The organism is Janthinobacterium sp. GW823-FHT06H09, assembly GCF_058794735.1.
Map to the genome: position 1 here is coordinate 68,127 of NZ_JBXAHC010000006.1, position 13,189 is coordinate 81,315.

Here is a 13,189-nt window from a genome sequence, read left to right on the forward strand (position 1 = left end):
CTCAGGATGCCGTTCAGGCTTGTGCCGCCAGCGCGGGATAGTCCGTATAGCCCGCGGCATCCGGTGCATACAGGGTGTCCGGGTTCAGCGGGTTGAGCGGCGCGTCGCTGTGCAGACGGATGGGCAGGTCGGGGTTGGCGATGAACCACAGGCCAAAGGCCACGGCATCGGCTTCGCCCTTGGCCAGCAAGGCTTCGGCCGCCGCCTTGTCCATTTTCTCGTTGGCAATGTACACGCCGCCAAATTCCTGCTTCAGGTACGGGCCCAGGCGGTCTTCACCGAGCGCTTCGCGCGCGCAGATGAAGGCGATGCCCCGTTTGCCCAGCTCGCGCGCCACATAGCCGAAGGTGGCGCGCGGGTTCGAATCGCCCATGTCGTGCGCGTCGCGGCGCGGCGCCAGGTGCATGCCGACCCTGTCGGCGCCCCATACTTCGATGCACGCGTCCGTCACTTCCAGCATCAAGCGGGCGCGGTTTTCAATCGAGCCGCCATAGTTGTCGGTGCGCAAGTTGGTGCTGTCTTGCAAGAACTGGTCGAGCAGATAACCATTGGCGCCATGGATTTCCACGCCGTCGAAGCCCGCTTTTTTCGCATTCTCTGCGCCCAGGCGGTAGGCTGCCACGATGCCGGGGATTTCTTCCGTGTCCAGTGCGCGCGGCGTGACGAATTCCTGTTTCGGGCGGACCAGGCTGACATGGCCGGCCGGCTTGACGGCGCTGGGCGCCACGGGCAGGTCGCCATCGAGGAAGACGGGTGCGGAAATGCGGCCCACGTGCCACAGTTGCAGCACGATCAGGCCGCCCGCGTCATGCACGGCCTTGGTGATGTGTTTCCAGCCTTCCACCTGCTCGTCGGACCAGATGCCGGGCGTGTCGGCATAGCCCACGCCCTGCGGCGTGACGGCCGTCGCTTCCGAGATGATCATGCCGGCCGAGGCGCGCTGCGTGTAATACTCGGCCATCAGGGCGTTGGGCACGCGGCCCGGATTGCCGGCGCGCGAACGCGTCAGCGGCGCCATGATGATGCGATTTTTCAGTTGCAGGCTGCCTATGGTGATGGGGTCGAATAAAGTTGCCATGGTTACTATCTTTCCTGTCGAGAATGCCGCGAACGGCGATATGGATGGGGGTTGCTGTTACAAACCTTGCTGCATGTGGTCCAGAAAGGCCTGGATGGTGGCTTCATTGCGCTTGAAAAAGCTCCATTGGCCAACTTTTCTGGTGGAAATTAAACCGGCCTTTTGCAGGGTGGCCAGGTGCGCCGAGACCGTCGATTGCGACAATCCCAGCCGCCGGTCGATCAGGCCGGCGCAGACGCCAAAGTCGAGCGGATGGTCCTGTTCGCAAAAATACTGCTCCGGCTCCTTCAGCCACTGCAAAATCTGCCGCCGTACGGGATTGGCCAGCGCCTTGTGGATGGCGTCGATGTCCATGCTGTTTCTCCTGGTCGATGTTCGTCTTCAAGCGATATATGTATCGTCTTTTGTGAATTTCAATATCGGAATTTTACGATATAAATAAAAAACGTGCTGGCGGGCGGATTTTTCAGGCAGGTATCAGGCGAAGTGGAACAGCAGCAGAGCGATGACGGCAGGCACCGTTTGCAGATAGAGGATGCGCGTCATGACGGTCGCCGCGCCCCACACGCCGGCCACGGCGATGCAGGCCAGGCCGAAGACGGTGAATGCATGGGCGACGGCCGCGTCCGGGTGAAAAAAGCCCAGCGCCAGCGCGGCGACAAGAAAACCGTTGTAGCAGCCCTGGTTCGACATGGCGGGGCGCACGATCTCCGCTTTTTCCTTGGACAAGCCAAACACCTTGCGCCCGCGCGCATCGAACAGCACGGTTTCCAGCAGCACGATATAGACGTGCAGCAGCAGGATGAGGGCGGTAAGGATTTGGGCCAGCAGTAGCATCATTGTTCCCGGGTGTGTGTGTGGATGCCCAATTATGCTGCCATCAGCATATCTTTTGGCAATAGCACCAGAAAAAATGTTCTGGCGGCAAGAGTTTTCACCCGATGGTATACTTTTCCTTTTGCTCCTGTGGGGACGACCCCGCTCGATGTGGGGGCTGCATGGCGGGGACGACCCTGCCGCCTCGGGAGAAATAGATGGCGTGGATCATTCTGGTATTGGCGGGCTTGCTGGAAATCGGCTGGGCCATCGGCCTCAAATATAGCGCCGGTTTTACCCGCCTCGTGCCCTCCGTCTTGACGGCGGTGTCCATGCTGGGCAGCGTGGTGATGCTGGGCCTGGCCTTGCGCACCTTGCCTCTGGGCACGGCCTACGCCATCTGGACGGGCATCGGCACCGTGGGCACGGCCATCTTCGGCATCATGGTGCTGGGCGAACCGGCCAGCGCCGCGCGCATCGCTTGCATCGCCCTGATCGTCTCCGGCATCCTGGGCTTGAAATTGCTCAGCCCGCAATAAAGGATGCCAGCATGAGTCTCACCATGACGTATTTCTACCTGGCCATCGCCATCATCGCCGAAGTCATCGCCACCAGCGCCTTGAAGGCCTCCGAGGGATTCAGCCGCTTGTGGCCCAGTGTCATCACCGTGGTCGGCTACAGCATCGCCTTCTGGTGCTTGTCGCTGACCCTGAAGGTCATTCCTACCGGCATCGTGTATGCGATCTGGTCCGGCGTGGGCATCGTGCTCATTTCCGCCGTCGGCTGGTTCTGGTTCAAGCAAAGCCTCGATACGCCGGCCTTGATCGGCCTGGGGCTGATCATTGCCGGCGTGCTGGTGATTAATCTTTTCTCCAAATCAGTGGGGCATTGATCAGAAGCTGCTGGCCACCCGCGCCAGGTAATACCATTCGGCATTGGCTTGCGCGTTGACGTCCGGGAAGAGGATGTAGGCGTCGAATTCGGCCGTCACGGGCGTGCCGTCCGCGCGCACGCCGATCTGCTCGCCCTGTTTAACCTTGTCAAAGCTGGACCAGGTCTTGATGAAGCGGTCGCTTGCATGTAGCTTGTCGTGCACGACGACCATGTTCAACGCTTCCATGTCCGCGTCGGCGATCGGTTCAGGCTGCGGCGCATCGATGAAGCCGAGGAAGGCCAAGGTGTTCATGATGGCGCGGTAAGCCACGTCCGGCGCGGCCGGGTCCGCGTGCTGGCCGCATTCCAGGGTCAGGGCGTAGCCGCCCGTCGAGCGCATGTATTCCGTCGTGCCCACGCCATAGCGCAAGACCAGGCCCACCTGGTCGCTATTGCCCAGGCGGCGCTGCACGCCTGCGCCATACGTTTGCAGCCAGCCATCGACAAAGCGGCGCACGCCCAGGCGGCGCGCCAGCGCGCGTTCCTTGTCTTCATGTTGAAACGGTTGCAGCGGGCCATCGTTGTTGCGCGGCCCCACCATGACGAAGGGCTGGCTGTCGGCATTGAACGAGTGCAAGTCGAGCAGCACGTCGTGCTGGCCCAGCAAAGGGCACAGCCAGTTGGCGATGCGGTCTTCAAAATCTTGTGGATTGTCGTTCGGAAACAGATTGCGGTTCAGGTTGCGGTCGCCGCTGCGCACGCCCTTGGCGTAGGCCAGCGGGTTGGTGATGGGCACGAAGGTGACGCTGCCGGCCAGAATTGAGAGGGCGCCGCTGTCGAGTTCAGCCATCACGCGGTGGATGCCCTTGGTGCCGCAGGTTTCATTGCCGTGCACGGCGCCGGTGACGATCAGGCGCGGGCCGCTGCCCTGGCCCGTGTAGTTGATGGACTTGAAGTGGAGTGCGCTGCTCATGCTGGACATATCCTATGCTGTTGCGGGAAGGGAAAGCGGGGTCGGCATATTTTAGCGGGATTCGCCGTGCACGCCTGCAAAAATGTGGCCATGCCGCACTCTGGCGTGGCATGATCGGCGCCACCGTTGTTTTCCCTTGCTGATTCCATGTCCAGTACGTCCCATCCTTCCCGCCTGTATGGCCTCGATACCTTGCGCGCGCTGGCCATCGTGCTCGTCTTCATGAACCACTATTTGCTGTTCGTCAGCGAGGGCGGGGCGTTTGGTTTCTGGGGAGAAATCGGCTGGACGGGTGTGGACCTGTTCTTTGCCCTCAGCGGCTATCTGATCGGCAACCAGATCTTTGCGGCCCTGCGCAGCGAACACGGCTTTTCCCTGTCCCGCTTTTATGCGCGGAGATTCTTGCGCACCTTGCCCAATTTTTATGTCGTGCTGGCTTTGTATTATGTGTGGCCCGCGTTCCGTGGCGACAGCGCGCTGCTGCCCCTGTGGAAATTCCTGACGTTTACGCAAAACATCAATCTGACGCCGGGCACGGCGTTTTCCCATGCGTGGTCGCTGTGCGTGGAAGAGCAGTTCTACGTGCTGCTGCCGGCCGTGGCGTTGTTGATCGCCGCCTGCCGCAAGTCGCTGCTGTGGGCGTGGCTGGCCGTGGCCGCCAGTTTGATCGTCGGCATGCTGGTGCGCGCCTATCTGTGGGATGAATATGTGCACCTGCCGCGCGGCGGGCTTGGCTACTACAAGTATATTTATTACGCGTCGTGGTGCCGCTTCGACGAACTGGTGGCGGGCGTGGCCTTGGCGCTGGTGAAGAATTATCATCTGGCCGCCTGGGCGCGCCTGACCTCATACGGCAACCGCACCTTGCTGGCGGGGATAGGCGGCACGGCGCTGATGTTTTACGTGTTCCTCACCGATCATTATGGCTATGCGGTGACCGTGTTCGGCTATCCGGCCCTGGCCGCCAGTTTTACCTTGCTGCTGATCGCCGCGCTCAGTCCCGGCAGTGCGTTATATAAACTGCGCGTGCCGGGCGCGGCCAGCCTGGCCCTGTGGTCGTATGCGATTTATTTGCTGCACAAGCAGTTGTGCATCCTGCTGCGGCCGGTGTTGCAGGATCTCGGTTATGGGCCGGACGGCGCGCCGGCGATACTGGTCAGTGTCGCCGTCAGCATCTTGACGGGCTGGCTCTTGTATAGAGTGGTGGAAACGCCGTTCATGCGCTTGCGGGCGCGCTACGTTCCCGCCAATCATGCATGACGACTACATGTCGATAACGTCGAGTCCCCGTGGCGTGCCGACCAGCAATTCCAGGATCGCATGCACGCGCAGATTCGTGTCTTCGTGTTCCGTGTTGTAGATCAAGGTGCGCAGCCCGGGCACGGCTTCCGTGATGTGGGGGCTGGCGTAGGCATTGATCAATAACAAGACCAGGTCCGTGGCGCCCGCGCCGGGCTGGCGCCGCAGCCGGTCGTGGATCACGTTCAGCAGCGCGCGCTGCATGCGCGGCGTGGGATTGCTGATGTAGGCGAAGACGCTCGGCGTGTTGGCGATGGCTGCGCAGATGCGCCGTTCGATCTCGTCGGGCTTCACGTCGGAGGCGATATCGAAATACGCGGCTTCCCAGCGCGTGCGCGCATAGGGATGATTGGGCGGGAAGGAGTCGGCCGTTTCAAAACCGCAGATGCGGCTCAGGGTTTTCAGCCAGGCGAATAGGGTGGAGTTCATGCCGCGATTCTAGCGGCATTCCGTGTGTGCCGGGCCGACTCTCTATAAAGGAGGCTGACGCCCGGAAAGCGGATGAAAAACAGATTAAAGTTTCCTGTAAAACAGCCCTTGTCATTCTGGGAAAGCCTCTCTATAATGCTGGTCTTCGGGGCGGTTAGTTCAGCTGGTTAGAATACTTGGTCGACATCCAAGGGGTCGGGGATTCGAATTCCTCACCGCCCACCAGAATTTGGCAGTAAGTGGTTTTAAAGAGTTTTAAGCTGGCGCAAGCCGCAAGCGGTCATTTGAAATACAATGATCAACAAAAGTTTTACGGGCGGTTAGTTCAGCTGGTTAGAATACTTGGTCGACATCCAAGGGGTCGGGGATTCGAATTCCTCACCGCCCACCAGAATGCAGTTAGAGAGAAAGGTAAAACCGGTTATGACACCGCGAACTACTACCAAGCTTTGGGAGTGACGCTAGTCGAACGGGTTTCCTTTGTCTCAAAAAAGTGAAAAACGCGGCTAGTCCGCGTTTTTTTGCGTCTGCGTTTTCCTTTCAGTTTTTCAGTCCACACCATTCATTGCAGTTTTACCTGGCGCCAGCGCCGATATGGAGATCAATATGCTTACAATCCGACTTCCCGATGGTTCCGCCCGTCAATTTGACGGTCCGGTCACCGTGGCCCAGGTTGCGGCCAATATTGGTACCGGCCTGGCCAAGGCTGCCCTGGCGGGCAAGGTTGACGGCAAGCTGGTCGATACCTCCTATCTGATCGAGCAAGACGCGGAATTGGCGATTGTCACGGACAAGGACGCCGACGGCCTGGAAGTGATTCGCCACTCGACGGCCCACTTGCTGGCGTATGCCGTCAAGGAATTGTTCCCGGACGCGCAAGTGACCATCGGTCCCGTGATCGACAACGGCTTTTACTATGACTTCGCCTACAAGCGTCCGTTCACGCCGGAAGATCTGGTCGCGATCGAAAAGAAAATGGCGGAACTGGCCAAGAAGGATGAGCAAGTCACGCGCAAGGTTGTCGCGCGCGACGAAGCCATCGACTACTTCAAGGGCATCGGTGAAGCGTACAAGGCTGAACTGATCGGATCGATCCCGGCCGACCAGGAAGTGTCGCTGTATTCCGAAGGCAAGTTCACGGACTTGTGCCGCGGCCCCCACGTGCCGTCGACAGGCAAGCTGAAAGTGTTCAAGCTGATGAAGCTGGCCGGCGCCTACTGGCGCGGCGACTCGAAAAACGAGATGCTGCAGCGTATCTATGGCACGGCCTGGGCCAAGAAGGAAGACCAGGAACTGTATCTGCACAACCTGGAAGAGGCGGAAAAGCGCGATCACCGCAAACTGGGCAAGCAGCTCGATTTCTTCCATTTCCAGGAAGAGGCGCCGGGCCTGATCTTCTGGCACCCGAAAGGCTGGTCGATCTGGCAGCAAGTCGAGCAATACATGCGCAATGTGTACCAGGTCAACGGCTACCAGGAAGTCAAGGCGCCGCAAATCCTCGACCGTGGCCTGTGGGAAAAAACCGGTCACTGGGATAATTACCGTGAAAACATGTTCATCACGGAATCGGAAAACCGCGCCTATGCGCTGAAGCCGATGAATTGCCCTGGTCATATCCAGATTTTCAACAATGGCATGCGCAGCTACCGCGACTTGCCATTGCGCTACGGCGAATTCGGTCAATGCCACCGCAACGAACCGTCGGGCGCCTTGCACGGCATGATGCGCGTGCGCGGCTTTACGCAGGATGACGGCCACATCTTCTGCCTGGAAGAGCAGATCGCCGGCGAAGTGACGGCGTTCCACCAGCAGGCGATGGATGTGTACACGGCATTCGGCTTCACGAATATCGACGTGAAACTGGCCTTGCGTCCCGATAACCGCATCGGCACGGAAGAATCGTGGGATTTCGCCGAGGAATCCCTGCGTTCGGCCTTGCGCGCCTGCGGCGTGGAGTGGACGGAATTGCCGGGCGAGGGCGCGTTCTATGGTCCGAAGATCGAATACCACCTGAAGGATAGTCTGGGCCGCGCATGGCAAGTGGGTACCGTGCAGATCGACCCGTCGATGCCGGGCCGCCTGGGTGCCGAATACGTGGCCGTGGACAACACGCGCCAGGTGCCGATCATGCTGCACCGCGCGATCGTGGGTTCGCTGGAACGTTTCATCGGCATCCTGATCGAACACTATGCGGGTGCCATGCCGTTGTGGCTGTCGCCGGTGCAGGTGTCAGTGTTGAATATTTCCGACGCCCAAGCTGATTATGTACAAGAAGTAACAACAAAACTGCGCAAAGCGGGGCTGCGCGTACAGGCTGATTTGCGTAACGAGAAGATTACCTATAAAATACGTGAACATTCCGTACAAAAATTGCCTTACATCTTAGTAATTGGCGACAAAGAGCGGGATGCGAATACAGTGGCCGTGCGGGCGCGGGGCAATGTCGATCTGGGCGTCATGTCCGTCGATGCCCTGATTGAGCGACTCAAACATGAAGTCGACACCAAGGCCTGACGAGGAAACTCGCTGCACGACCGTCTTACAAGATTTTTAAAGGAAATTACAATAGCTACTGACAAGTCACATCGCATCAATGGCGAAATCACTGCCCCTGAAATGCGTTTAAGCGGGGTCGATAACGAGCCACTCGGTATCGTAAGTTTGGCTGAAGCCTTCCGCCTGGCGGAAGAGGCAAACGTCGACCTGGTGGAAATTGCGCCTACCGCGCAGCCACCGGTGTGCCGTTTGATGGACTACGGCAAATTTAAGTATTCGGAGCAAAAGAAAGCTCACGAAGCCAAATTGAAGCAAAAGATCATCCTCGTGAAGGAAGTCAAATTCCGTCCGGGGACTGATGATGGTGACTACAATATCAAGTTGCGTAATCTCATCAAGTTCCTTGAAGACGGCGATAAAACCAAGATCACCTTGCGTTTCCGCGGTCGTGAGATGGCGCACCAGGATATTGGCTTCCGCATGCTGGAACGTCTGAAAGCCGATCTGGAGCCGTACGGCCAGGTCGAGCAGTTCCCGAAGATGGAAGGCCGCCAAATGATCATGGTTCTTTCGCCTAAGAAGAAGAAGTAAGTTACAATAGCGTTTTACTGTGGGTGGACACAGCGCGTGCCAGCATTGGCGCGGCGTCAAACCCCAGGCAGAATTTGCGCGGCCCGCTCAGCAATGTGCGGGCCGCGTGAACTGTAGCGGACTCGCATCCGCTGCACAACATGTGAAAGCAGGCATCTAAGCGCAGCGTCGTGTTGCCACCTGCAATCCTGTTATAAATGGAGCTGTCCGTAAGAGGACAGATTGCTATGCCTAAAATGAAGACCAAAAGCTCCGCGAAAAAACGTTTTCGCGTGCGTCCAGGTGGAACTGTCAAGTCGGGTCACGCGTTCAAGCGCCACATCCTGACCAAGAAGACCACCAAGAACAAACGTCAGTTGCGCGGTACCCGTAACATCAACGCATCGGATGTCACATCCGTCATGCGCATGATGCCGACTGCTTAATCTCACACTCAATTTAAGGAGTTACTATGCCTAGAGTAAAACGTGGGGTTACAGCTCGTGCCCGTCATAAAAAGATTCTTGTTCAAGCTAAAGGCTACCGTGGTCGCCGCAGCCGTGTATACCGTGTTGCCAAGCAAGCAGTTATGCGCGCTGGCCAATACGCTTACCGCGATCGCCGCAACAAGAAGCGCGTTTTCCGCCGCCTGTGGATCGCCCGTATCAACGCCGCTTCCCGTGAGCATGGCGTAACGTACAGCGTATTCATGAACGGCTTGAAAAAAGCAAATATCGAACTGGACCGTAAAGTCCTGGCCGATATGGCTGTGATGGACAAGCCAGCATTCGCTGCGATTGTCAACGCAGTGAAAGCAAAAATCGCTGCGTAAGCATCGGTCATTGCACAACGTCATCCACAGGGTGACGTTATAAAGAGCGGGGCAGGGGTGTGAACCTTATGCCCCGTTTCCGTTTTTGATTGTTGGGTTCTAGATTACTAAATCCAGGATTGATTTCCAAAACAGGAAAAGCCGCATGAACTCCCTAGAAGAACTCGTCGTCTCGGCCCAGGCTGACTTTATCGCCGCCGCAGACGCTGCCGCACTTGAAAACGCCAAAGCCCGCTACCTGGGCAAGACTGGCCAGATTACCGAAATGATGAAGGGCCTGGGCAAGCTGGACCCGGACGCGCGCAAGGCGCAGGGCGCCCTGATCAACGCCGTCAAAGTGCAGATCGAAGACGCGCTGACGGCGCGCCGTGATGCGCTGGCCGATGCCCAGATGCAAGGCCGTCTGAACGCCGAAGCGATCGACGTGACCCTGCCGGGCCGTGGCCGCATGCCCGGCGGCATCCATCCCGTGATGCGCACGTGGGAGCGTGTCGAGGAAATCTTCCGCTCGATCGGCTTCGACGTGGCCGACGGCCCCGAAATCGAGAACGACTGGACCAATTTCACGGCGCTCAACAGCCCGGAAAACCACCCAGCCCGTTCCATGCAAGACACGTTCTACATCGATGGCAACGACACCGATGGCAAGCCCTTGCTGCTGCGCACGCACACGAGCCCGATGCAGGTGCGCTATGCGCGCACGCACACGCCGCCGATCAAGGTCATCGCGCCGGGCCGCACCTACCGCGTCGACAGCGACGCCACTCATTCGCCGATGTTCCACCAGGTCGAAGGCCTGTGGATCGCCGAAGACATCAGCTTTGCCGACCTGAAGGGCGTGTACCTGAACTTCGTCAAGGCCTTCTTTGAAACGGACGACCTGCAAGTGCGCTTCCGTCCGTCGTACTTCCCGTTCACGGAACCGTCGGCCGAGATCGACATCGCCTTCGGCTCCGGTCCTTTGAAAGGCCGCTGGCTGGAAGTGTCGGGCGCCGGCCAGGTGCATCCGACCGTGGTGAAGAACTTCGGCCTCGATCCCGAGAAATTCATCGGTTTTGCTTTCGGCTCCGGCCTGGAACGCTTGACGATGCTGCGCTATGGCATCAACGACCTGCGCCTGTTCTATGAAGGCGACTTGCGTTTCCTGAAGCAATTCAACTAAGCGTTGTTCCGTTTGATTCATGGCGCTTGAGCGCCCGTGCGCTCGCGCTGTGAGCTTTGACCATTTGAAGGCTTGATTATGCAATTTTCCGAAAACTGGCTCCGTACCATGGTCGATCCGAAGATGACTTCGGACGAACTGGCCCATCTGCTGACCATGTCCGGTCTCGAAGTCGAGGACGTCGATCCTGTCGCGCCCCCGTTCTCGAACGTGGTGGTGGGCCTGGTCCTGGAGATGGAAAAACATCCGAACGCGGACCGCCTGAATGTGTGCCAGGTCGATGTCGGCACGGGCACCATGCTCAACATCGTCTGCGGCGCGCCGAACGTGCGTCAGGGCTTGAAAGTCGTCTGCGCAATGGCGGGCGCCGTGCTGCCCCCTGGCGCCGATGGCAAGCCGTTTGAAATCAAGGTGGGCCAGCTGCGCGGCGTCGAGTCGCAAGGCATGCTGTGCTCCGCGCGCGAATTGAAATTGTCGGAAGAAAACGCCGGCCTGATGGAATTGCCGGACGACGCGCCGATCGGCCAGAATTTCCGCGATTACTTTGCTTTGAACGACTTGAAATTCACCATCAAGTTGACGCCGAACAAGGCGGACTGCCTGTCCGTGCTGGGCGTGGCGCGCGAAGTGTCGGCATTGACGGGCGTGCCCCTGCATGCGCCGCAGTTCCGCACCGTGCCGGTTTCCAGCGATGAAATCCTGCCCGTGAAAGTCAGCGCGCCGGACCTGTGCGGCCGTTTCACGGGCCGCGTCATCCGCGGCTTGAACGCCAAGGCAGCCACGCCGGACTGGATGAAGCAGCGCCTCGAGCGCAGCGGCCAGCGTCCGCTGTCGGCCCTGGTCGACATTTCCAACTATGTCATGCTGGAACTGGGCCGTCCCAGCCACGTGTTTGACCTGGCAAAGATCCACGGCAGCCTCGACGTGCGTTGGGGCAAGGCGGGCGAATCCGTCAAGCTGTTGAATGGCAACACCGTTGCCGTCGACGAGTGGATCGGCGTCATTGCCGATGAGCAGGAAATCGAATCGTTGGCCGGCATCATGGGCGGCGACGCCAGCTCGGTGTCGGACGATACGGACAGCATCTACCTGGAAGCGGCATTCTGGTGGCCGAACGCCATCCAGGGCCGCGCCCGCCGTTTGAATTTCTCGACCGATGCGGCGCACCGCTTCGAGCGCGGCGTCGATTTCGCCACCACCGTCGAACATATCGAGCGCATCACGGCCCTGATCGTGGAAATCTGCGGCACGCCGGCCACCACCGTCGGCCCCGTCGACGACCATGTAGTGAACCTGCCGCAACGCCAGCCCGTGACCATGCGCACGGCGCGCGCGCAAAAAGTCATCGGCGTGCCGCTCACGGATGCGCTGATCGCCGATATCTTCACGCGCCTGGCCCTGCCGTTCACCCTGGCCGACGGCGTGTTTTCCGTGACCTCGCCCAGCTACCGTTTCGACATCGAGATCGAGGAAGACTTGATCGAGGAAGTGGCGCGCGTGTACGGCTTTGAAAACATCCCGACCTTGCCGCCCGTGGCAGCGAACGTGATGCAGATTGCACCAGAAAATACCCGCTCCTTGTTTGCGGTACGTCATGAGCTGGCCGACCTGGGCTTCCAGGAAGTGGTTAACATGAGCTTTGTCGATACGGCATGGGAGCGCGACTTCTCGGGCAACACGAATCCGATCAAATTGCAGAACCCGATCGCCAGCCAGATGAGCGTGATGCGTTCCTCGCTGATCGGCAGCCTGATCGCCAACGTGCGCTACAACCTGAACCGCAAGACGAACCGCGTGCGCATCTTCGAAGTGGGCGCCATTTACCAGCGCGACGACAGCGTGCAAAACGGCCCCTTGTCGGTGGCCGGCTATGCCCAGCCCAAGCGCGTTGCCGCCATGGCCTACGGCGCGGTGGTCGACGAACAGTGGGGCCAGCCGTCCCGCACGGTCGACTTCTTCGACGTGAAGGCGGACCTGGAAGCGCTGTTCGCGCCGCTGGTCTTGCGTTTCACCAAGGCGGAACACCCGGCTCTGCATCCGGGCCGTTCGGCCAACGTGGAACTCGATGGCAAGGTCATCGGTTTCATCGGTGAATTGCACCCGCGCTGGATGCAAAAGTACGACTTGCCGCTGGCGCCCGTGCTGTTCGAAGTCGATGCCGCTGCCCTGACGCAAAGAGTCGTGCCCGTGTACCAGGAAATCTCGAAATTCCCTGGCGCCAGCCGCGACCTGGCCGTGGTCGTCAAGCAATCGGTGGCCGTCCAGGATCTGCTCGACAGCTTCCATGCCGCCGCCAAGGCAAGCCCTGCGGCGCGTATCGTGCAAGCCATTGTTTTATTTGATGAATATCGTGGAAAAGGTCTGGAAGCGGATGAAAAAAGCCTTGCTTTCCGGATTAGCTTGCAAGATACTCAAAACACCCTGCAAGACGATGTGGTCGATGGCCTGATGGCTGTCCTGATCGATGCCGCCAAGCAGGGCCACGACGCGAAACTGCGTTCGTAATTACCGGACTGGCCGTCGCTTTTTGCGTGACGGCCTTTCCGTCGTCAATCGTAGACGAGCTTGCCATGTGGCGGGCTCGGGCGCACAGAAAAGGCAGGGCAGGAAAATTAATAACAGCGACGTTGATTCCGCCGTACTGCAATCCGCACTGGCCGC

Annotated in this window: 14 protein-coding genes and 2 tRNA genes; 11 read left to right on the forward strand and 5 right to left on the reverse strand. The window is 59.2% G+C overall.

Annotation, left to right across the window (positions count from 1 at the left end; genetic code table 11):
- Positions 1-13: 13 nt before the first annotated feature.
- The 3 genes from AC1Q6X_RS11440 to AC1Q6X_RS11450 form a co-directional block, all read right to left on the reverse strand.
- A complete protein-coding gene (locus tag AC1Q6X_RS11440) occupies positions 14-1,078 on the reverse strand; it encodes an alkene reductase (RefSeq protein WP_326457753.1) in 1,065 nt (354 codons plus the stop codon).
- Positions 1,079-1,135: 57 nt separating this feature from the next.
- Positions 1,136-1,432 carry an ArsR/SmtB family transcription factor gene (locus tag AC1Q6X_RS11445; RefSeq protein ID WP_492497042.1) on the reverse strand — a complete coding sequence of 99 codons (297 nt, stop codon included), beginning with the start codon at positions 1,430-1,432 and terminating at the stop codon, positions 1,136-1,138.
- A gap of 123 nt (positions 1,433-1,555) precedes the next feature.
- On the reverse strand, positions 1,556-1,918 hold the full coding sequence (locus tag AC1Q6X_RS11450) for a DUF1304 domain-containing protein (protein WP_070217982.1): 363 nt from the start codon (positions 1,916-1,918) through the stop codon (positions 1,556-1,558).
- A gap of 194 nt (positions 1,919-2,112) precedes the next feature.
- Between AC1Q6X_RS11450 and sugE the strand changes: the two genes are divergently transcribed.
- Both sugE and AC1Q6X_RS11460 read left to right on the forward strand, forming a co-directional pair.
- Positions 2,113-2,433: a quaternary ammonium compound efflux SMR transporter SugE gene (gene sugE, locus AC1Q6X_RS11455; RefSeq protein ID WP_070217981.1), complete on the forward strand. Its 321-nt coding sequence runs from the start codon at positions 2,113-2,115 to the stop codon at positions 2,431-2,433.
- 23 nt (positions 2,434-2,456) lie between these two features.
- Complete coding sequence (locus tag AC1Q6X_RS11460) at positions 2,457-2,786, forward strand: SMR family transporter (protein WP_070217979.1); 330 nt, start codon at positions 2,457-2,459, stop codon at positions 2,784-2,786.
- Here AC1Q6X_RS11460 and AC1Q6X_RS11465 read toward each other — a convergent pair whose 3' ends face one another.
- Positions 2,787-3,749, reverse strand: coding sequence for a M14 family metallopeptidase (locus tag AC1Q6X_RS11465; RefSeq protein WP_492497044.1), 963 nt, complete (start codon positions 3,747-3,749; stop codon positions 2,787-2,789).
- A gap of 138 nt (positions 3,750-3,887) precedes the next feature.
- Here AC1Q6X_RS11465 and AC1Q6X_RS11470 point away from each other — a divergent pair, with 138 nt between their 5' ends.
- On the forward strand, positions 3,888-5,000 hold the full coding sequence (locus tag AC1Q6X_RS11470; RefSeq protein ID WP_492497046.1) for an acyltransferase family protein: 1,113 nt from the start codon (positions 3,888-3,890) through the stop codon (positions 4,998-5,000).
- A 3-nt stretch (positions 5,001-5,003) separates the two neighbouring features.
- Here the strand turns inward: AC1Q6X_RS11470 and AC1Q6X_RS11475 are convergent, their stop codons facing one another.
- Positions 5,004-5,468 (reverse strand): hypothetical protein, encoded by a 465-nt coding sequence (locus AC1Q6X_RS11475; protein WP_409028374.1) that lies wholly within the window; start codon positions 5,466-5,468, stop codon positions 5,004-5,006.
- 148 nt (positions 5,469-5,616) lie between these two features.
- Here AC1Q6X_RS11475 and AC1Q6X_RS11480 point away from each other — a divergent pair.
- From AC1Q6X_RS11480 to pheT, 8 genes are all read left to right on the forward strand, one after another.
- Positions 5,617-5,693 (forward strand) — tRNA-Val (locus tag AC1Q6X_RS11480).
- Between the two features lie 89 nt (positions 5,694-5,782).
- A tRNA-Val gene (locus AC1Q6X_RS11485) sits at positions 5,783-5,859 on the forward strand.
- 215 nt (positions 5,860-6,074) lie between these two features.
- Positions 6,075-7,982: a threonine--tRNA ligase gene (gene thrS, locus AC1Q6X_RS11490; protein ID WP_071326353.1), complete on the forward strand. Its 1,908-nt coding sequence runs from the start codon at positions 6,075-6,077 to the stop codon at positions 7,980-7,982.
- A 12-nt stretch (positions 7,983-7,994) separates the two neighbouring features.
- Positions 7,995-8,555, forward strand: a complete 561-nt coding sequence (infC, locus tag AC1Q6X_RS11495) for a translation initiation factor IF-3 (protein WP_205711303.1) — start codon at positions 7,995-7,997, stop codon at positions 8,553-8,555.
- Between the two features lie 227 nt (positions 8,556-8,782).
- The gene (gene rpmI, locus AC1Q6X_RS11500; RefSeq protein WP_038493025.1) at positions 8,783-8,980 is read left to right on the forward strand and encodes a 50S ribosomal protein L35; all 198 of its coding nucleotides are present in this window, start codon (positions 8,783-8,785) and stop codon (positions 8,978-8,980) included.
- A gap of 26 nt (positions 8,981-9,006) precedes the next feature.
- Positions 9,007-9,366, forward strand: a complete 360-nt coding sequence (gene rplT / locus AC1Q6X_RS11505; RefSeq protein ID WP_010399214.1) for a 50S ribosomal protein L20 — start codon at positions 9,007-9,009, stop codon at positions 9,364-9,366.
- A gap of 145 nt (positions 9,367-9,511) precedes the next feature.
- Positions 9,512-10,528, forward strand: a complete 1,017-nt coding sequence (gene pheS / locus AC1Q6X_RS11510) for a phenylalanine--tRNA ligase subunit alpha (RefSeq protein WP_034751917.1) — start codon at positions 9,512-9,514, stop codon at positions 10,526-10,528.
- Positions 10,529-10,606: 78 nt separating this feature from the next.
- The gene (pheT, locus tag AC1Q6X_RS11515; RefSeq protein ID WP_492497050.1) at positions 10,607-13,033 is read left to right on the forward strand and encodes a phenylalanine--tRNA ligase subunit beta; all 2,427 of its coding nucleotides are present in this window, start codon (positions 10,607-10,609) and stop codon (positions 13,031-13,033) included.
- Positions 13,034-13,189: the final 156 nt, after the last annotated feature.